16 protein-coding genes are annotated in these 19,650 nt (G+C 45.2%); 6 read left to right on the top strand and 10 right to left on the bottom strand.

From position 1 onward, the window contains the following. Positions 1–128: 128 nt before the first annotated feature. The gene (gene rho / locus F0261_RS12120) at positions 129–1,394 is read right to left on the bottom strand and encodes a transcription termination factor Rho (protein ID WP_014948094.1); all 1,266 of its coding nucleotides are present in this window, start codon (positions 1,392–1,394) and stop codon (positions 129–131) included. Positions 1,395–1,665: 271 nt separating this feature from the next. Beyond that, positions 1,666–1,992 (bottom strand): thioredoxin TrxA, encoded by a 327-nt coding sequence (trxA, locus tag F0261_RS12115; RefSeq protein WP_012517074.1) that lies wholly within the window; start codon positions 1,990–1,992, stop codon positions 1,666–1,668. Between the two features lie 100 nt (positions 1,993–2,092). On the opposite strand from trxA, the gene rhlB reads away from it, so the two are divergent. After that, positions 2,093–3,385, top strand: a complete 1,293-nt coding sequence (gene rhlB, locus F0261_RS12110) for an ATP-dependent RNA helicase RhlB (RefSeq protein ID WP_014975523.1) — start codon at positions 2,093–2,095, stop codon at positions 3,383–3,385. Positions 3,386–3,418: 33 nt separating this feature from the next. Then, entirely contained in the window at positions 3,419–4,930 is a 1,512-nt protein-coding gene (locus F0261_RS12105; RefSeq protein WP_014978174.1) for a hypothetical protein, read from the top strand. Positions 4,931–5,042: 112 nt separating this feature from the next. On the opposite strand, the gene hemB is transcribed toward F0261_RS12105, so the two are convergent. Genes hemB through tatA form a run of 7 tightly spaced genes read right to left on the bottom strand, consistent with a single transcriptional unit; the run spans position 5,043 to position 10,618 of the window. Continuing rightward, positions 5,043–6,053 (bottom strand): porphobilinogen synthase, encoded by a 1,011-nt coding sequence (gene hemB / locus F0261_RS12100; RefSeq protein ID WP_171338068.1) that lies wholly within the window; start codon positions 6,051–6,053, stop codon positions 5,043–5,045. Then, positions 6,050–7,948, bottom strand: coding sequence for a diguanylate cyclase (locus F0261_RS12095; RefSeq protein WP_014978172.1), 1,899 nt, complete (start codon positions 7,946–7,948; stop codon positions 6,050–6,052). The genes hemB and F0261_RS12095 overlap by 4 nt, the downstream gene beginning before the upstream one ends. Before the next feature lie 12 nt (positions 7,949–7,960). Continuing rightward, positions 7,961–8,737 carry a TatD family hydrolase gene (locus F0261_RS12090; protein ID WP_171338067.1) on the bottom strand — a complete coding sequence of 259 codons (777 nt, stop codon included), beginning with the start codon at positions 8,735–8,737 and terminating at the stop codon, positions 7,961–7,963. After that, a complete protein-coding gene (locus F0261_RS12085; RefSeq protein ID WP_014978170.1) occupies positions 8,738–9,292 on the bottom strand; it encodes a hypothetical protein in 555 nt (184 codons plus the stop codon). Positions 9,293–9,317: 25 nt separating this feature from the next. Then, on the bottom strand, positions 9,318–10,073 hold the full coding sequence (gene tatC / locus F0261_RS12080; protein ID WP_014978169.1) for a twin-arginine translocase subunit TatC: 756 nt from the start codon (positions 10,071–10,073) through the stop codon (positions 9,318–9,320). Next, a complete protein-coding gene (gene tatB, locus F0261_RS12075; protein WP_014948087.1) occupies positions 10,074–10,373 on the bottom strand; it encodes a Sec-independent protein translocase protein TatB in 300 nt (99 codons plus the stop codon). Continuing rightward, complete coding sequence (tatA, locus tag F0261_RS12070; RefSeq protein ID WP_230598753.1) at positions 10,373–10,618, bottom strand: Sec-independent protein translocase subunit TatA; 246 nt, start codon at positions 10,616–10,618, stop codon at positions 10,373–10,375. The genes tatB and tatA overlap by 1 nt, the downstream gene beginning before the upstream one ends. Positions 10,619–10,795: 177 nt before the next feature. Here tatA and F0261_RS12065 point away from each other — a divergent pair, with 177 nt between their 5' ends. Further along, positions 10,796–11,857, top strand: coding sequence for a hypothetical protein (locus F0261_RS12065; RefSeq protein WP_014978167.1), 1,062 nt, complete (start codon positions 10,796–10,798; stop codon positions 11,855–11,857). A 7-nt stretch (positions 11,858–11,864) separates the two neighbouring features. On the opposite strand, the gene F0261_RS12060 is transcribed toward F0261_RS12065, so the two are convergent. After that, entirely contained in the window at positions 11,865–13,475 is a 1,611-nt protein-coding gene (locus F0261_RS12060; RefSeq protein ID WP_232306449.1) for a cyanophycinase, read from the bottom strand. A 502-nt stretch (positions 13,476–13,977) separates the two neighbouring features. Here F0261_RS12060 and F0261_RS12055 point away from each other — a divergent pair. Genes F0261_RS12055 through iadA form a run of 3 tightly spaced genes read left to right on the top strand, consistent with a single transcriptional unit; the run spans position 13,978 to position 19,650 of the window. Next, positions 13,978–16,938 carry a TonB-dependent receptor gene (locus F0261_RS12055; protein WP_171338066.1) on the top strand — a complete coding sequence of 987 codons (2,961 nt, stop codon included), beginning with the start codon at positions 13,978–13,980 and terminating at the stop codon, positions 16,936–16,938. A gap of 45 nt (positions 16,939–16,983) precedes the next feature. Beyond that, positions 16,984–18,483 carry a putative basic amino acid antiporter YfcC gene (yfcC, locus tag F0261_RS12050; protein ID WP_171338065.1) on the top strand — a complete coding sequence of 500 codons (1,500 nt, stop codon included), beginning with the start codon at positions 16,984–16,986 and terminating at the stop codon, positions 18,481–18,483. Next, positions 18,484–19,650 (top strand): beta-aspartyl-peptidase, encoded by a 1,167-nt coding sequence (gene iadA, locus F0261_RS12045; RefSeq protein ID WP_014978163.1) that lies wholly within the window; start codon positions 18,484–18,486, stop codon positions 19,648–19,650.

The raw sequence follows: 19,650 nt of genomic DNA, 5'->3' as shown, positions 1-19,650 counted from the left end.
AAGTACCTCATTCACAAGACTGAGGGTATTAGACGGAAGTATAAGAAAAGTGCTTTATCGATGCAGGGAATAAAAAAGGCGCCGAGTGGCGCCTTTTCTTTAAATATCAACTTATTACTAAGTTTCTATTAACTCTTTTGTCTACGCATTGCGTCAAAGAACTCATCATTTGTCTTAGTCATTGACAACTTACTGATAAGGAAGTCCATTGCGTCAATTTCTGACATTTCGTGAACGATTTTGCGAAGGATCCACATTTTCTGTAGTTCATCTTGCGCTGTAAGCAGTTCTTCACGACGGGTACCAGAGCGGTTGAAGTCGATAGCCGGGAATACACGTTTTTCCGCGATTTTGCGATTAAGGTGTAATTCCATGTTACCTGTACCTTTAAACTCTTCGTAGATAACTTCGTCCATCTTAGAGCCGGTATCGATAAGCGCTGTTGCGATAATCGTTAAGCTTCCGCCTTCTTCAACATTACGGGCAGCACCAAAGAAGCGCTTAGGCTTGTGAAGAGCATTCGCATCAACACCACCGGTAAGTACTTTGCCTGATGATGGGATAACCGTGTTGTAAGCGCGAGCAAGACGAGTAATCGAGTCAAGCAGGATAACCACGTCTTTTTTGTGTTCAACAAGACGCTTGGCTTTCTCGATAACCATTTCAGCAACTTGTACGTGACGACTTGCTGGCTCATCGAAGGTTGAAGCAACGACTTCACCTTGAACAAGACGATGCATCTCGGTTACTTCTTCCGGACGCTCATCAATAAGTAATACCATTAACTCACAATCTGGGTGGTTAGCAGCAATTGACTGAGCAATATTCTGAAGAAGAAGCGTTTTACCGGCCTTAGGTGGCGCTACGATAAGACCACGCTGGCCTTTACCGATTGGCGACGCCAAATCCAGTACACGAGCCGTAATGTCTTCTGTTGAGCCATTACCACGTTCCATGCGCAAGCGGTCTGCTGCGTGAAGCGGTGTAAGGTTTTCAAAAAGGATTTTGTTACGTGAATTTTCAGGCTTGTCGAAGTTAACTTCGCGGATTTTTAGCAGGGCAAAGTATCGTTCACTGTCTTTCGGTGGACGAATTTTCCCGGCAATCGTATCACCGGTACGCAAGTTAAAGCGTCGAATTTGGCTTGGCGATACATAAATATCGTCTGGTCCTGCAAGATACGAAGAGTCAGCTGAGCGTAAGAAGCCGAAACCGTCCTGTAAAATTTCTAGTACCCCATCACCAAAGATGTCTTCACCGCTTTTTGCGTGTGTCTTTAGGATTGAGAAAATGATGTCTTGTTTTCTGGCGCGCGCCATGTTTTCCAGGCCCATCTCCTCGGCCAGGTTAACCAACTCGCTTATTGGTTTGTTCTTTAATTCAGTTAAATTCATACTGGTGGGTCTTTGTGCTTGAACTTCGCTTACAGGACTTAAAGTCACTCTGTTCTAGTTTAGATTTGATATCACCCTGATGTGGGCGTAAGCAGAACGCTGCTCGGATGAGCGCTGAAGAAAAGTTAGCACTATATTTAATCAACGTCCAGCGTTTTACCGCCGAAATGTTAAATAATTTGTGGCTTGCTCTTCTAGAATGAAACGTTAGTCCCTGTGGCGTAAATAAAAACCGGTGCTTCGTTAGCACCGGTTTTCAATTTGAAATCAATTAAAGGTTTTCGTTAAGAAACTCTGTTAATTGAGCTTTAGATAGCGCGCCTACTTTAGTTGCAGCAACGTTACCGTTTTTGAAAAGTAGCAATGTAGGAATACCACGAATACCATATTTAGGTGGAGTTTCGTTATTTTCATCGACATTCAACTTGCCAACTGTTAACTTGCCATCAAACTCGGTCGCAACTTCTTCCAAGATTGGTGCGATCATTTTACACGGGCCACACCATTCGGCCCAGAAGTCAACCAGTACAGGACCTTCAGCATTGATAACATCTGCTTCGAATTTATCGTCAGATAACTGGATAATTTTGTCGCTCATTCTTTTCTCCATTATTGGTCTGTCGCTGATTTGTCTCAGCCTGACCATAAGTGTTATATAGAAACTGTTTTTTAATGCAAGCACTGATAAGCTATAAGCTATGCCTACTCACTTAACTGATACTCACTTTTCTGACCTGCCGATTAACGGCAAGGTTGTTGACGCCTTGGCGGCAGCTAATTTTTCACATTGTACACCAATTCAAGCACTTGCACTGCCTCCTTTATTGGAAGGTCACGACATTGCAGGTCAGGCTCAAACCGGAACCGGTAAAACCATTGCCTTTTTGGTAGCTACATTTCACTATTTGCTAAGCAAAGCAGAAAATGCAGATAACAGCAAATCAAATGGCCCTCGCGCAATTATTATGGCGCCGACCAGAGAGCTCGCCGTTCAAATTTATAACGACGCCAAACTGCTTAGTGAGCATACTGGATTGTCGCTTGGTTTGATTTATGGGGGCGAAGGTTACCAAAGTCAACGTGAAACTTTGGAAGAAGGGGTAGATATTATAATTGGTACGACAGGACGCATACTGGATTACTACAAACAGAATGTGTTCACACTGAAGAATATTCAGGTTGCCGTACTTGATGAAGCCGACCGCATGTTCGATTTAGGCTTTATAAAAGATATCCGCTTTTTATTCCGCCGCATGCCACCGGCAAGCGAACGTTTGAGCATGCTATTTTCAGCTACACTTAGCTACCGCGTGCAAGAGCTTGCTTACGAGCACATGAACAACCCTACCCACGTACAGGTAGCGCCAGAACAAACAACGGCAACTCGCGTTTCTCAAGAGCTATTTTATCCGTCTGATGACGACAAGATGCTGCTTCTTCTTACACTGCTTGAAGAAGAATGGCCAGAAAAGGCAATTGTTTTTGCCAACACTAAAAATAGCTGTGAGAAAGTTACCGACTGGCTTACCGCAGATGGCCATCGCGTGGGCTTGCTTAGCGGCGATGTACCACAGAAGAAACGCCTTGGGATCTTAGAAGATTTCACCAAAGGCAATCTTGATATTTTAGTCGCAACCGACGTTGCAGCGCGCGGTCTTCACATCGACGCGGTAACGCACGTATTTAACTACGACTTACCTGACGACGCAGAAGACTACGTACACCGTATTGGTCGTACTGGCCGTGCAGGACAAAGTGGTGTTGCAATTAGTTTCGCGTGCGAAAAATACGCACTAAACTTACCTGCTATTGAGCAATACATTCAAAAGGCAATACCGGTTACCGATTACGACCGCAGTGCCCTACTTGATGATGTAACGCCTCCAAAACCACGTAGAAGACGTACGCCTAACAACCGCAATTCTTCACGTCGTGGAAACGGAAGAGGCCGTGGAAAGCCTCAAAACCGAAACAACAGAGCGCAACAGTGAGGCGTAAAGGTACTCAATAAGAATCGAGGTTTTATGCAGGCAGAACTCCAGCACGACGCACAAACCTACGGCGAGTATTACGCCGCCGTAGATTTAGGCTCTAACAGCTTTCACATGGTGATTGTTCATGTTGTTAACGGCAGTGTGCAAATAATAGGGAAAATTAAGCAGAAAGTGCGCCTAGCAGCAGGTTTAGATGATCACCTAGCGCTTGATGACGTAAGCATGGAACGCGGCTGGCAATGCCTGCAAGTATTCTCGGAACGCCTGCAGGATATCCCCCCTTCTAATATTAAAATTGTAGCGACCGCTACATTGCGACTGGCAACCAATGCGCATGTATTCATTCGCAAGGCAGAAGAGATTCTCAATCACAAACTTGAAGTGATTAGCGGTGAAGAAGAAGCGCGACAAATTTATCTTGGCGTAGCCTACACATCCGCCAACCAAGGCAATAGCTTAGTCATAGATATTGGCGGCGCCAGCACAGAAATCATTATCGGTAACGACATGCAGCCTATCCATCTTAAGAGTTTGGATATGGGCTGTGTAACGTTTATGGAACGCTATTTCACCGGCGGCACTATCACCGAAGACAATTTCGACAATGCAAAACAAGCCGCACTCGCGCTTATTGCAGATGTGTCTAGCGCATTTTTGTGTTTCGATTGGGAGAATTGTTTAGGTGCATCTGGCACGCCGCAAGCCATTACTGAGATTCTTGTAGCACAGGGCATTAGTGATGCTATCCGCTTAGACTATTTGTATCATTTAGAAAAGCAATGTATTGAATGCGGCAGCATTAAAACCCTTGATATCGACGGATTGGAAGATAACAGAAAAGCTATTTTCCCGTCTGGTTTAGCGATCCTCATCAGCTTATTTGAAGCGCTAAATATTAAGCACATGAATATTTCTGGTGGTGCGCTTCGAGAAGGACTTATCTACGGAATGCTAGATAACGTTACCGAGAATGATAGACGCCAGCAGACCCTTAATCAGGCAAAACATCGTTATCATGTAGATGCCAGTCACGCGAACTCGGTTAGTCACGTAGCGCTTACTTTATGCCATCAACTTTGTGCACAACAGAACATTTGTCACTTAGATACCGAAACCATTTTAGGTGCAGCCGCACAGCTTCATGAAATAGGTCTTCATATTGAATATAAGCGCCATCATGAGCATGGTGAATACATATTAAGTCACATTGATTTGCCTGGCTTCACGCGCCTTCAGCGCGCCGCCATCCGCGATTTAGTTGCTCAGCATAGATTAAACATAAAGCCAGACGTATTTGAAAAGTACCACGAAGACTACCGTCCAATGCTAAAAGGCTTATTGCGAATTTTACGTATAGCAGTGGTGTTATGTCTGCGTCGTCAGAATAAACATATACCAGAGGTAACTTTGCAGTGCGAAGAAAGTAAGTGGACACTTACTTTTCCTGAAGGCTGGCTGAAATCGCATCCTTTGATCAACGCAGAGTTAGCAAATGAATGCTGGCTTCAGCATAAAGCTGGCTGCGAACTCGTTTGTAAGTAACCACTTACATACAGATAGGACGCGTTAAACGTATTACGATAAGTAGAAAAGAAATATAAAAAAAGCCGTGCATTGCACGGCTTTTTTGTTGTCGAACCTTTGGTTGTTGGTATTACTTGTCGTTTTGCTTCGCTAAAAGCGCAGCAGCTTGCGGAGCGAAATAAGTCAGAATCCCGTCGGCGCCAGCGCGCTTAAACGCTAATAACGATTCTAGGATCACCGCGTCTTCATTTAGCCAACCATTAGCAAAAGCAGCTTGATGCATAGCGTACTCGCCACTTACTTGATAGGCGAATGTCGGTACTTTAAATTCGTCTTTACAACGACGTACAACATCTAAATACGGCATACCTGGCTTTACCATTACCATGTCAGCGCCCTCTTCTATATCAAGCGCAATTTCGTGGAGTGCTTCATCGGTGTTGGCAGGATCCATTTGATAGGTTTTCTTGTTGCCGCCCTTTATATTTGCAGCGGAGCCGACGGCATCACGAAATGGACCGTAGTACGCAGACGCGTATTTAGCAGAATAAGCCATAATACACGTATTGATGTGACCTGCTTCTTCAAGTGCTTTTCGGATACTGCCAATGCGCCCATCCATCATGTCAGAAGGCGCAACAATATCAGCGCCAGCTTCAGCATGCGATAACGCTTGCTTAATGAGCACCTCGACTGTTTCGTCGTTCATCACATAGCCAGTTTCGTCTAAGAGGCCATCTTGACCATGAGACGTAAATGGATCTAATGCGATATCAGACATCAGCATTACTTCAGGAAACGCCTCTTTAAGCGCTCTCATAGCTTGCTGAGCAAGCCCTTCAGGATTGAACGCTTCGCTTGCACACTCGGTTTTAAGAGACATAGGTGTCACAGGGAAAAGCGCAATCGTTCTAATGCCCAGCTCTACCCATTTCGCCGTCTCTTGCACTAGCAAATCGATAGAAAGTCTTTCCACACCAGGCATAGAAGGTACGGCTTCTCGTGCGTTCTCACCGGGTAGTACAAAAACAGGGTAAATGAGATCGTCAGTGGTTAAACGGTGCTCTGCCACAAGCCCTCTTAAAGCATCTTTGGCGCGTAGTCTGCGCATTCTTCTTTGAGGGAAAGGTGAAGATGTCATAGTTTTTCCTGTAAATATTTATGTATTACTGTATTGCGGCCCGCAGCCTTGGCTTCGTAAAGGCATTCGTCGGCGAACTTGAAAAGATTTTGCGCGTGCTCTTCATCAATAATAATGGTTGTAGAAACGCCCGCGCTTGCAGTTAGCTTAATGGTTTCCCCTTCGTAATCAAGTGGGGTCGACTCAAGGCTATCTCGCATATTTTCGGCAACGTGAAAAGCGCCTTCAAGATCGGTATTAGGCAATATAATGGCAAACTCTTCACCACCTATGCGACACAAGTCATCTGTAGGACGATGGATGTGCTTCTGAAAGACATTGGTGACGTGAATTAAGCACGCGTCACCACCATCATGTCCGTGTTTATCATTAATTTGCTTAAAGTGATCCACGTCAACAATGATGAGAGATAATGGTGTCTGCTCACGTCTACTTCGTCGCCCTTCAGAACGCAGACGCTTATCGAAATGTCGACGGTTGTGCGCTCCCGTGAGCGGATCTATTGCATTTAACCTTTCCAATTCTTGGTTTACTTCAGACAATTCGCGTAACGTAATTTCTAACTCTAACGTGCGTTCTTGTACTTTATACTCCAGGTCATCTTGATAACGCTTTTGTACTTCAAGTAAGTTCTCTTTGGCCGTATTTGCCTGTTTTTCCTGCTCTAGCGCGAACTGCTGCGCCTCAATGAGATCATCGCGACTGTGGCTATAGTTAATCGCTAAGATAAGTGCCAAGATGAGCGTTTCAACCGCGCCACCAATGATCAGCAGGTTATTTGACGAAATAGGCAACTGAATAATATTAACGTTATCAAGGCTCGCACTTAGCCCACTAATTAATAGAAAACCCCAAGCGATGGTAAAATAACGCGCTACGACCACCCCTTTGAGCGTTAGCCATATACCTAACCCAAGAGTAAAAATAACGATGAGGCTGAGCAGTAATAAGAACGCTTTTATCATGAACGAGTAAGGTAAGATAAGGCCGAGGATAATACTCAATCCGCACACCCAGCTGATTGCCTGTGTGATTTTATCTAGCTTTACGCTGTGGGCTTTAATAGGTAGTAGGCTGCGCGTAAACATCGCCGCAAACATAATAGTCGCGTTAGCAAACACAAGAATTGCTTTACCTTGAAACCATGTGCTTCCCGGCCACATATAAGAGAAGCCGTAGCCGTGTAACGTCGCCAATATAAGCGCCAAACTCATTACATAGCCAGAGTAATAAAGGAACGACACGTTACTTGTCGTTACCGTTAAAAATGCGTTACTCACGCCCATTGCTACCAAGATGCCAAAAAATATCCCCAATGCCAGGTTACGGCTTGATGTATAGGCAATAAACTCTGTTTCTTCCCATATACGAATAGGAAGGCGGACGCTGCCAGAGGTTTGTACTCGAATAATCACCCGCTGCGACTGAGCGCTTACTGGTAGGGGGAATAGTGGCTTCACATGAGAAACAGGCCGGTTGTCAAAGAGCAGGCCATCGCCACCTGAATAAGTAGCAATGGGCGTGCTGCCTATTTGGCTGTAAATCGCAACGTCTAAACTATCTAAAAGGGGATAGTCGATGTGCAATAGAAATCGACTTTCATTGCTTTGCGTTGGCGCAATGACCATTGAAAACCAATGTACGTTTGTGTTCATACCCAAGTTAATGGGTAAAGATATTGGTGTCCAGTCGGTAAGCGGCGTTTGAGTAATGGTAGTAAAATCGAGCGCATTGCCATTATCTACATTGAGATAAGTAAGCTGCGAGAATCGTGGTGTTGCACGGGTGTTAGGAGACAAACTAAACAACACGGACACAAATGCAACGACGGCCACTAGGGTGATAAGAATAAGACCCGCATCATACTTGCGCATCGCTTTCAGATTTGTCTGCATATAAACCTATGTTTAGCTGAGAGAAAACAACTCACAGCTATTAGCATAACTGCTAATACGTAATTTATCAGTCTCAACTTGCAGATATTCGCCTAATTGTTTAGCGATATGGGGTAGAAAAGCAGGTTCGTTATTACGTTTTCTCGGTCGAAGGGTTTTGGGAAACAGATAAGGCGCATCTGTTTCAAGAATAAGACGGTTTAAAGGTATAGACTTCACGGCTTCGCGTAGTGCTTCGCCTCGCTTCTCATCACATACCCAGCCAGTAATACCAATATAAAGCCCCAGCGCAAGGTAGTGCTGAACCTGCTCTGCATTTCCAGTAAAACAGTGGGCAATACCACCTTTTATACGAGGCATATACTCGGTTAATAACGCGACTTGTTCGTCAAACGCATCCCTTTCATGTAAATACACGGGTAAGTCTAATGCAGCCGCAATGTCTAACTGGGCTTCGAACACTGCCAACTGAACGGGCTGTGGTGAGAAATTGCGATTAAAATCCAGACCGCATTCACCAATTGCAACACACCCTTTCTGTTGTGCAAGTTCGCGTAACCGCTTGTAATCACTTGGCGTGACATCTTTTGAATTGTGAGGATGGACACCGATAGTGTAACAGCATTGGGTTGGATACTTATTATATAGCGCTACTGCGGCGTCCCATTCACTGGGGTGCGTGGTGATAATGCAGAGTTTTTCTACCCCTGCATCTTGTGCTCGTTGTATGACTTCATCGGCGTCAAATCGCTTATCAAGCAAGTTGACGCCAGCATCAAACCAAGGCATTTATTTTACGCGTTTTACTTTCATACGCTTGTTAACGCCTTCTACGCTTAGATAAAACGAACCTAAGAGACCTCTTTCAATGGATACTTGCTGACCTTCTTCAATCTTCAAGTAAGCACTATCGCTCTGCTGCCATACCGAGCCATCGCTAAAGGTAATAATCTTTTTACCTCGAAGGGAATCTTTAAATGACGCAATAGTCAATGAAACTTCTGAAGCCTCGGCTGATAAATCACGTCTATGCTCTAAACCAAAGTCATTTTTCGGCTCTGAAGCTTCAGCCGGTCTATTCACAACAGGCTGCCTGTTCGCTTCGACTTGAGGTCTTGGTTGAGTGGCGGCTTCAGATCGATACGCCTGTAATTGGCTAACTTGTGCGCTTGCGCCGTCGTACTGATTCAGTGATTTCGCAATATTGTCGTAACAGATTAAGCGCTTTAGGCTATTGTCTGTGTTACGGCATTTTTCCATAGCATCGGCTACAGTTTCAGCGTGAGCGTTGAACGCCCCAAAAGCACACAATAATGTGGCAAGAGATATCAGTCGAGTTTTCATTTTTATTCCTTTCTTTTTTTAACTTCTATGTGTTATCCGTTGTTTGAGTGGATGCGTCATCTTTTGGCGTTTTACCCGCGTAAAATCCTCCAACAATAACCCCTACTTCAAACAGCAACCACATTGGAATAGCTAATAATGTTTGAGAGATAACATCGGGCGGTGTTAGCAACATGCCAACCACGAATGCACCAACAACCACATAAGGGCGCTTGGCTCTGAGCGACTTAGCATCCGTTACCCCAGTCCAGCACATTAAGATAATGGCTATCGGTATCTCGAATGAGACCCCAAATGCAAAGAACAGTTTCAAGACGAAGTTCAAATAACTGGATATATCTGTACTTACCGTTACACCTTCAGGTGCTACGCTTGTAAAAAACGCGAACGCTATTGGAAATACCACAAAGTAGGCAAACGCCATACCTGCGTAAAACAGCAGCGTACTGGAAAGTAGTAGAGGCGCTACCAAGCGCTTTTCATTTCTGTACAAACCCGGAGCCACAAACCCCCATACTTGATAGAGCACATAGGGAATAGCAATAAAAAACGATAACACCAGTGTAAGTTTAAACGGAGCAAAGAAAGGTGATGCAACGTCGGTTGCAATCATGCTCGCATTTTCAGGTAAGGCTTCAAGCAATGGCATCGCCAATAGCTTATAGAGGTCTTGCGCAAACGCCGCGAGACAAATAAAGACGATAAGTACGCTCAAAAGGGCTTTGAGAATACGGCTACGTAATTCAATTAAATGAGAAATAAGGTTATTAGCGTCAGACATCTATTGCTTTTTATAAGGTTCTTGAACCGACTCTGCAGCTTTTTTTAGCTCATCGACGCTTTGTTCAAGTTCAGGTGAAAGATCTTTAAGCCCTTGCTGCTCTGCTTTTTTCAAATTTTCATGCAATTCGTGCACGCGCAACTGATGCTCAACTTCTTGCTTAAAGCCCGTTGCTACATTACGCACGCTACGAATTGTATTTATAGTTGAGCGCATGGCACCCGGCAGTCTTTCTGGCCCTAAAATAAGCAGCGCCAGTACACCGATAACCAATAGCTCCCAAAAGCCGATATCGAACATTAGGATTTTTCTTTAACGTCGCTCTGCGTCTTAGTTGAAACAGGCTCTGCTGCTGACTTTTCTTCAACTTGCTTCTTTTGTTCAAAGTCTGCGTCTTTCTCTTCTTCGCTGACTGCTTTTTTGAAGCCTTTGATTGCGCCGCCTAAATCAGTACCTATACCTTTAAGGCGCTTCGTACCAAATAAAAGCACCACAATAACCAGTATGATCAGCAACTGCCAAATACTAATACCACCCATAAAAATAATCTCCCTTACATCGATTAGCACAGTATGCCATTGCCTGCTGATGCTTTCACCTGAATATTTACTTCAATGAATAAAGATTGACGTTTTGGTTGGGACAATCCATGCTCTGTATATCCCCAATGCGAATGGTCGAAACATTCAACTATGCTAATTTTTACAAGGAGTTAGTGAGCAATGCTATGCCTTACCGTGGTCTATTGCCATTTATTGCTCGCTTTACCTGTTGCACCTGACTCAACTGCTGACACGTTGAACTCCCCCGTAAATGCGACCAGTGTAGGTACAACCTATCGGGATATTGCTCGACCAGAAAATACGCTTTCTAACCGCGCTAACTCGACAAAAGAAAGTACACACTCCTTGCCTCCTTCAATACCTAATGAGCAATGGTTTGATATTTGGCAGCGTAGCTTCACCGACACCATGGACTTCACCGTAAAACAGCTTGATGGTTTGTTTGAAAGTTCAGATGAAATAGGTGCTTCAGGACAGAAGGAAGCCAGAGCCGAAGGCCGAGTTCAACTTGCATGGGAGCCAAGAAGTGGCATGCTCTCGGATACGGATTTGCGCTTCAGGGTAAGAGTTCGCCTACCGGCTTTAAAAGAACGCGTTGATTTACTATTAAGTGATAACGAAGACGAGACACAGAACAACACAATACGAGCCGCGAGGGATACCGGCAATAGCAACCGCGATCGAACGACCATCGCGCTTCGCTTTCGTCCTGAGCAAGACTCTCACTACTCATTTAGAATTGGTGCTGGTCGCCGCGACCAACTATATGCGATGACCCGATACAGAGATGCTTTTGCCTTTTCTAAACAATGGGCCATGCTATACGACGCCGAACTTTACTATTATACCCGTGACCGTTTGGGTGCGGAGGTTGGCGTCGCTTTTCAATACGAAATCAATAAAAAGCACCTGGTTCGACAAAATAATCGCTACTACTACCGCGACGATACCAACGACTGGCTATGGCGTCACGAAATCCACCATTTGTTCTCAGTAGATCAACATAACGCCGTTATTCCCCACTTTATGGTGGAAGGGCTTAGCCAACCCAACTTTCGCGTAGAAGAAGTCTATGGCGGGTTTAGGTGGCGTAACAACATGCTGCGCGATTGGCTATTCTTTGAGGTAGAGCCTTTCGTTTTATGGCTACGTGAAGAGGATTTTAAAACCTCATACGGCGTAGCCCTGCGCGTAGAAGCCTATTATGGGCGCGATACTTAAACACAACCTAATCGTAAATTACAAACGGAACCTTGCTATAAGCACAATAACGCAGTTTGTGAAAGCGCGAGGCCTCTGAAGGCTGCAACACGTGTATATTCCCACCATTTTGCCAGCGAATCATGCCTTTAGAACGACAAAGGTTGCCCGATTCCTGTCGCCACTTTCCCTGCTCGTTGCGTTTGAAAGAAGCAGGCTTTTCCAATGATTCGAGTGTGAGTTTCAGCTCCCCTAATGTTATTTGTCCAGAGCTGTTGGCCGGTAAGTAACTCGCCTCACCTGCAATTATGCGTTTGGAGCCATTGCGAGAATGAGTGATATCTTCTTTACCTTTGCTCATATCTACAATAAACACCCCGCCTTCGCCCAATACAGTGAAAGACACGTTTTCAAAGGGCGCTTTTGCGTCGACCATCAACGCCGTAGTTTCATCGACACCGAAGCCAAACGATTGGCCGCTTGATGCTGTGGCAGCGATCAGACGGACTTCGCGATCACGTTCTGAAAAGTGAGTATCAAGTAAGCCAAAATTGAAAAGCCCTAAACCGCCGGCAGGGTTGATAGTCATTGCGCCATCTGTTAGTTGATTTTCACATTGAGCGCTGTTCTCACAGCGTTGTGATGTGGGATCGACGCCATACACACCACCGGATAAGACGCCCATCGAATTTCCACTTGTTAACATGGGAACAGGTCGATGATTGTTGTATCCACCAGCCTGTACTGCTGTTCCTGCACTGGTCCCCCCTACTACTAGCTGATCGTCTCGCCAGAGATCACGCAGTTCAATAAGAAAGTCGCTGGGTTTTCCTGTTGGAGTACTTAGCGCAGCAAGGGTTTTACTTTGGTCTCCGCCGTTGAAAAATAAGCCATCGAGACTAGATAGTGTATTTATGGCCAATTGGTTGTCTTCACACCATGAGCGTTGTTTGCTCGTACGCTCAGGGTATAACCTCTCTTTGTCAAACAGCGAATGCTGAGCTCTAAAAAATGCTAACTTGTTACAGCCTTGGCCTTTAAAACTTTCAACGTAAACGGCCTGTTGAAAAGCGGGAGTTAATGGGATCCAAATTACATCTACGTCGAATTGTTGAAAAACGCCCTCGTAAAAGTCTACCGCTTCAAATGGATCTCGAGACGATGCCGTTACAATGCCGATAGTCGTTCGAGCGGATGTGTCGGCGTTCACATTTTCTGCAATTTTAGCTTGTCGTTTCGCACGTGCAGCTTCAATAAATGCGGTATAGATATCAACTGACGCCCTAGCTTTCGTATTTTCTAACGATACTTGCTCTTGCAATCGGTAGCCTAGCTCATCGGTTTGCTGCGCTTCTAGGGAGTCCAACAAAATGAAGTAGTCAGTATCAGAAAGGAAACGAATATCGCTATTTGATAACCCGGCATCATTGAGGGCATCTAGCAGCGCATTTTTTGAATATAACCGTTCGCCCCCAGATGAATATACATTCACTAATTTTGAATATAAAAAATCATTGTTTTGTGAGTATTTGTTCGCCAAATTTTGATATCTAAGTAGTGACTGCTGATTTATTTCGTACAAAATTTCCGCTTTCCCCGACAAAAACGTCGACGGTGATGTGCAGTTTTGCTTTGACATACTTGAACATGTTTTTAGTGCTCCTCCCGCCAAAATAAGGTTTGAAGACCCAAAACAAAACATTGAAAATACAGAAAGATAAACATAAAAAAGCGATAGAAGCGGTGCTTTTAATCTAGCCTCAAAACAGTAAAAATTTGCGCGCAAAAAAATAACTTTCATTAAAACCAACGGAACATTTAATTGATTGACTTTTATTCACCGTAGTGTTAACTAATTATTAATGTCAACGGTAAAGTTCACGCCGTATAACAGTATTTGATTCAGACGAAGTGCATAATTCGTCACAACACTGGTTTTTATAAATGCTTAAGAAAGCTGCCAACCTAGGCAACTATCGCTATCAAAACTTTTACTTGTCGGAGTGGTTCGACGAGTAGCTCCTGCGCCCTTCAATTCATTGAAGCGGTCACGCTGCGCCTTGCAGCAAATTTTTATCTAAACAAGTGTTGAATCGCGCAAAAAGCGGCATTAGACCGTGCGCGTTATGGGGATCACAATAATGAAAAAATCGACGTTAGTTCACAAATTAGGTGTGTCTGTTGGCACGCTAAGCTACCTATCGCTTTGTATATCTGGCGCTGTGTTTGCGCAATCTGTATCAGCACAAGAAACGAGCGAAGAAGAAGTTGTAGAGCGCATTCAGGTCACCGGCAGTAATATACGCGGTGCGGATATGGAGGGTGCGCAGCCACTAACCATTCTAACTTCAGAAGATATTGCACGCACAGGCGCATCTACCATTTCAGAGCTAATGCGCACGGTGACGCAAACCCGTGGAGGCGTTGGTACATTTGACACCACCCAAAGTGGGGCGACGTCAACCTCTACACCACCCGGTCAAGCGGCAGCGTCACTTCGAGGTATTGGGCCCTCTTCAACATTAACGCTTGTGAACGGACGCAGGATTGCAGCAAGCTCATTCGCTTCTGGCACTGAAAATTTTGTTGATATCAATAGTATTCCCGCCTCTGCGGTAGAGCGTGTAGAAGTGCTGGCAACGGGTGCATCGGCGATTTATGGTGCAGACGCTGTTGCTGGTGTTATTAACTATATTCTTAAAAACGATTATGAAGGACTAGAGCTTCAAACTAATTACGAGAATACTACCAACGGCAATGATCATGGTGCCTTCAATGTTCAAATACTGTGGGGTAAAAATTTTGATAGCGGCAGTAATTTAACGGCGTTTTTTGACTACTTCGATAGAAAAGCGATAAGGGCAACCGACTTTTCGCAAACGCGCGATCCTATTTTGGAAAGTAGTTACTCATATCTTTCTAAAGGGCAGCCCAACATTTACTTTGATAGCACACTAGACCGCTATGAAATGCCTGCACCCAACTGTCCTGATGAGCTTACAATAACGGAGCTCGATGAGGAAATTTGTGCATATTATGCCAATGAAGATGACTATTTCGAAACGCCGCTAGAAACCTTGTCAGGAGGCTTCACCTATACCTATCAAGGTAACGACATTACGTGGCGGACAGATCTTCTTGCCTCGCATACCAAATCAACGTCGTTCTCTACACCATCACCGATTAATCAGGTAAACGATGAAGAAGGAGCATGGATAGAACTCGATGCTCTTAACGTACTTGAGGACGACGCGCGTAACGCAATTATTGACAACTTGTTCATAGACTCCTTTGATACTGTTGCAGGTCGTGAACTTGAAGGTCTTCAATACGATGCTCGATTTGTATCCCCACGTACCGTCGAAATAGAAACTGACGCCATTCGCCTAGTTTCGTCTTTACAGGGTTACTTTGGTGAGTGGGAATGGGAGGCTGGCGCCCTTTACTCTCGCAGTGAGTCTGAACAGGTTGCAACACAAGGTATCTACAACCGCTATCTATATACGGCGGCCGTTCACGGAGAGCTCTGTGATACTGTCGAGATTGCGCAGTATGATAGCACAAACGATATTTTAAGCTGTAGCAGCGGCGCACTGTTACCTGCCTATAATCCTTTCCTAGTAGGCAATGCGCAGAACGACGCTATTTTGGGCTTAACACAAGCACGCCCCACTCGTGATGGAACCAGCGAAATGTTCGGCTTAGATGCCAAAATTAACGGTGAAATAGCGCAGTGGAATGGCAATGCTGTGTTACTGGCTGCTGGAGTTGAATTAAGACGGGAAGAAATCACTGACTTTCCGTCTTTAGACTCACAAGCGAGAGCGGAAAATAGCTTTCTTGTCGATGTTTTTGGATTCGGTTCAAGTGCCTCAGCGGCAGACAGAAATCAGATGGGCGTCTTTACTGAACTCTTTGTTCCTATTACCGATCAGTTTGATATTAGTCTTGCGGGTCGTTTTGACGACTACAATGATTTTGGCAGCACGTTTAATCCAAAAGTGGGCTTCACCTACCGCCCTATTGATGACTTAGTACTTCGCGGCTCGTGGTCTACAGCGTTCCGTGCGCCTTCTTTGACTCAAGCTGGCGTACAGCTGCGAACGACTCGCGCGTCTTTCGACTGTTCAGTGAACGAAGCCGTTTCAGATTTGTATTGCGAGGGGCAAGGTAGCGTTCGCGGCAATAACGTACTTGAGCTTGGTAACCCAGCGCTGCGCGCTGAAGAGTCTGAAACGTACTCATTTGGTTTTGCCTATAGCCCAACTGAAAACACCACGATTACGGTTGATTACTGGACCTTCGATCACGAAGACATTGTCGATACCAATATGACCGGGTTTTTAGATCGCGCCATTACCGATGCTTCACTTCGCCATTGCGGTGTATTGGATGAGGGAGAGATAGGTATTTCGTACTTAGAAGACCTATGCTTGGTAACCGATAATGCAGGGAATACCATTGAAGATGAAAGCGCTAACTTAACTGAAATCCTCAATGCTTGGGTTGAATTTGACGACCCCCGCTTTGATGAGTTACCGCTTTTTAGAGATCATATTTTATTGCTTGATAATACCGGCACTCAAGAACTCGAAGGTATCGACTGGGACGTAGACCATGACTTTCAGTTAGATAGTGGCACGTTGGAACTAGGATTTTCTGGCACTCACTACCTGACCTACGACCGCAATAGACCTGGCTCTGATGAAATTGAATCATTAGCGGGAACTTTCCTTTACCCTGAAACCGTGGCCACAGCTGAACTTTTCTATGTTCAAGAGGGCTGGTACGTAGGTGCTTACGTTTTCTATACTGGCAGCTATGACGACGATATCATTCGTTTACGCAGCAGAGAAATCGATGAGTTAATCGAGTTGGGCGCCATCGAAGATGAAGATGATACCCGCAATGTAAGGAGCTGGACTACCGTAACACTCAGCGCGGGCTATTACTTTGAGAATGCTGACTTGCGCCTTACTGTCGACAACGTATTTGACCGAGATGCCCCTACGGCTTATGGCTCTGGTAGAGGTTTTGATGCCTTTAACCATGACCCATTTGGTACGCGCTACACACTTGCGTTTAGTTACTATTTTCACTAAGTGATAACAGAGGGCGTTAAGCCCTCTTCACTTTCGGAGGTAAGGTTGCAACATTCACCTTCAACATCGCGAATGCCTGATGCATTCGTAATTTTATTCTTTGTAATACTGCTTGCAGGGCTAGTGTCTTGGCTTGTTCCTGCTGGTACCTTTGAAACGAAAACTATCACCACATCAGACGGCAACATTAAAACCGTGCTCGATGCCGATAGCTTCAGATATGCAGAAGAAAGCCATGGCTTTGTGTTATTTGATGGCACAGGCAACAAAACGGGAATAGCTAACTATGCCTTTGATGGCATGGTTTCGGGCGACAAATGGGGCGCTGCAGTCGGCGTTATCGCTTTTATTCTTATCGTTGGCGGCGCCTTCGGCATAGTGATGCAAACAGGCGCCATCAACAACGGTATTATGGCGTTGATAAAACGCTACCAACACGCCGATAATCTCTTGCTCCCTGCTTTATTTTTGCTGTTCTCATTAGGTGGGGCGGTATTTGGAATGGGTGAGGAAGCCATTGCATTTTGTATTGTGCTAGTGCCGCTAATGACAGCCATGGGCTATAACGGCATCATGGCGGTGCTTGTCACTTATGTGGCTACGCAAATCGGCTTTGCTACAAGCTGGATGAACCCTTTCTCTGTTGCTATAGCACAAGGCATTGCTGATGTGCCGTTAATGTCGGGCCAATATTTTCGCATGGCCATATGGGCTATGTTTACCGTTTTTGGATTAATCTTCACTTTGCGTTATGCAAAGCAGCTAAAAAATAGTAACCAAGCATTTAACGGTGCAGCTTCAGTAAGCAAACAGGCGCCTTCTTTAGAGTTCACCTCATCTACCGCATCAACAAATGAGCTCACTGAGCAGCATTTTTCCGTTACCGACAAACTTATTCTGATCGCCTTTTTTGCTTGTATTTACTGGGTAATGTGGGGAGTAATTGTTCATGCTTACTATATTCCTCAAATTGCCTCACAGTTTTTTTGTATGGGAATTCTGATTGGTGCCATTGCATGGGTTGGTGGCCGTATGCGCATGAACGATATCAGTGCGGCGTTTGTTAGCGGTGCACAATCGCTGCTGCCTGCCGCCCTCATTGTAGGTATGGCCAAAGGCATTGTATTAGTGCTTGGCGGTGACGAGGTGACTTCACCTTCTGTGCTAAACACCCTGCTGCATCACACTGGTAATACATTAGCGCAAACCGGTTCTGTAATGAGCGCTTGGCTCATGCTGTTGTTTCAAAGCATCTTCAATTTCTTTATTGCCTCTGGATCAGGACAGGCTGCAATCACTATGCCTCTAATGGCGCCGCTATCAGATCTTGTGGGCGTGACTCGCCAAGTTGCGGTACTAGCCTTTCAGTTAGGCGATGGCCTAACTAACTTAATTATTCCAACTTCTGCTTCGCTGATAGGCTGTTTAGGTGTGGCTGGCGTAAGTTGGACAACATGGGTAAGATTTATTGCAAAGTTTTGCGCCGGCCTTTTCACACTTGCGTCGCTCACTGTTATCACCGCCGTTCTCATAGGTTTTTCTTAAATGCTAACGCTTATCAAAAATGTAGAGTGCTACTCGCCTTCGCCACAAGGCACAGTCGACATTCTTATCGCCAACAATGCAGTTGCACATACTGCCCCCAATATTTCGATGCATTCGCCTTCTTTAAACATTATCGACGGCAGTAATTTGATTGCGCTGCCTGGCCTTGTTGACAGTCTGGTGCATATTTCTGGTGGCGGTGGCGAGGGTGGTTTTCACACACGTACGCCTCAAATGTCGCTGACTGATGCAAGTTTACATGGCGTAACAACCGTCATTGGTGCATTAGGTACCGATGCAACTACGCGAACACTTCCTGATTTAGTGGCTAAGACAAAAGGCCTAAACATTGAGGGGATCAGTGCGTATTGTTACACCGGATCCTACCACCTTCCGGCTCGCACCATTACAGGCAATGTTACTGATGACGTTGTGCTAATCGACTGTATGATCGGGGTCGGAGAAGTCGCAATTGCCGATCATAGAGCTGCCGAACCGACTGTCCAGACGCTTGCAGAGGTTGCAGCACAAGCACGAACTGGCGGCATGATTTCTGGCAAAGCAGGTATTGTTTACATTCACACTGGCGACGGAGAGCGCCAACTTTCTGTTTTGCATGACGTTGTTGATAGTACAGATATTCCGGCAAGCCAGTTCTATCCAACTCACATCAATAGAAACCAAAGTTTGTTAGATGCAGGAATCGCTTGGACACAGAAAGGCGGTGTTATTGATATGACCACTAGCACCAACGAGCAATTTATTGAAGAGGGCGAAATACCCGCTGCAGAGGCCGTTGCCTATTGCCTAGATAAGGGTGTACCTGCAAGCTGTTTAAGCATGAGCTCAGACGGAAACGCTAGCCTTCCAGTATTCGATGATAATGGCCAGCTTGTGGGCTTAGAAGTGGGTAAAGTAGGAAGTCTATTTGACGCATTTAAAGCTCTGGTATTAAAACACAATGTATCACTAGAGAACGCCATTTCGGTTGTCAGTAGCACCCCCGCCAAGAGGCTTAAGCTGCATCGCAAGGGAAAAATCGAAGTTGGATGTGACGCCGACATTGTGCTGTGCGAGAGGGAAACACTGGATATTGTTCACGTTATCGCTAAAGGCAGGCAGCTGGTTCAGCATGGCAGGGCTTTGGTCAAAGGCACGTTTGAATAA

The sequence above is a fragment of the Alteromonas sp. 07-89-2 genome (assembly GCF_013113925.1).
Classification (GTDB): domain Bacteria; phylum Pseudomonadota; class Gammaproteobacteria; order Enterobacterales; family Alteromonadaceae; genus Alteromonas; species Alteromonas macleodii.
Note: the sequence above shows the minus strand (reverse complement) of the source record. Positions and strands in the feature narration are given on the sequence as shown.

Bases quoted from the DNA above. Each gene is read 5' to 3' on its own strand.
- F0261_RS12090 (WP_171338067.1), bottom strand. From the start codon at position 8,737: ATGCCTTGGTTTGATGCTGGCGTCAACTTGCTTGATAAGCGATTTGAC.
- F0261_RS12105 (WP_014978174.1), top strand. From the start codon at position 3,419: ATGCAGGCAGAACTCCAGCACGACGCACAAACCTACGGCGAGTATTAC.
- tatB (WP_014948087.1), bottom strand. From the start codon at position 10,373: ATGTTCGATATCGGCTTTTGGGAGCTATTGGTTATCGGTGTACTGGCG.
- trxA (WP_012517074.1), bottom strand. From the start codon at position 1,992: ATGAGCGACAAAATTATCCAGTTATCTGACGATAAATTCGAAGCAGAT.
- F0261_RS12065 (WP_014978167.1), top strand. From the start codon at position 10,796: ATGCTATGCCTTACCGTGGTCTATTGCCATTTATTGCTCGCTTTACCT.
- iadA (WP_014978163.1), top strand. From the start codon at position 18,484: ATGCTAACGCTTATCAAAAATGTAGAGTGCTACTCGCCTTCGCCACAA.
- tatC (WP_014978169.1), bottom strand. From the start codon at position 10,073: ATGTCTGACGCTAATAACCTTATTTCTCATTTAATTGAATTACGTAGC.
- F0261_RS12085 (WP_014978170.1), bottom strand. From the start codon at position 9,292: ATGAAAACTCGACTGATATCTCTTGCCACATTATTGTGTGCTTTTGGG.
- F0261_RS12055 (WP_171338066.1), top strand. From the start codon at position 13,978: ATGAAAAAATCGACGTTAGTTCACAAATTAGGTGTGTCTGTTGGCACG.
- rhlB (WP_014975523.1), top strand. From the start codon at position 2,093: ATGCCTACTCACTTAACTGATACTCACTTTTCTGACCTGCCGATTAAC.
- F0261_RS12060 (WP_232306449.1), bottom strand. From the start codon at position 13,475: ATGTCAAAGCAAAACTGCACATCACCGTCGACGTTTTTGTCGGGGAAA.
- hemB (WP_171338068.1), bottom strand. From the start codon at position 6,053: ATGACATCTTCACCTTTCCCTCAAAGAAGAATGCGCAGACTACGCGCC.
- F0261_RS12095 (WP_014978172.1), bottom strand. From the start codon at position 7,948: ATGCAGACAAATCTGAAAGCGATGCGCAAGTATGATGCGGGTCTTATT.
- rho (WP_014948094.1), bottom strand. From the start codon at position 1,394: ATGAATTTAACTGAATTAAAGAACAAACCAATAAGCGAGTTGGTTAAC.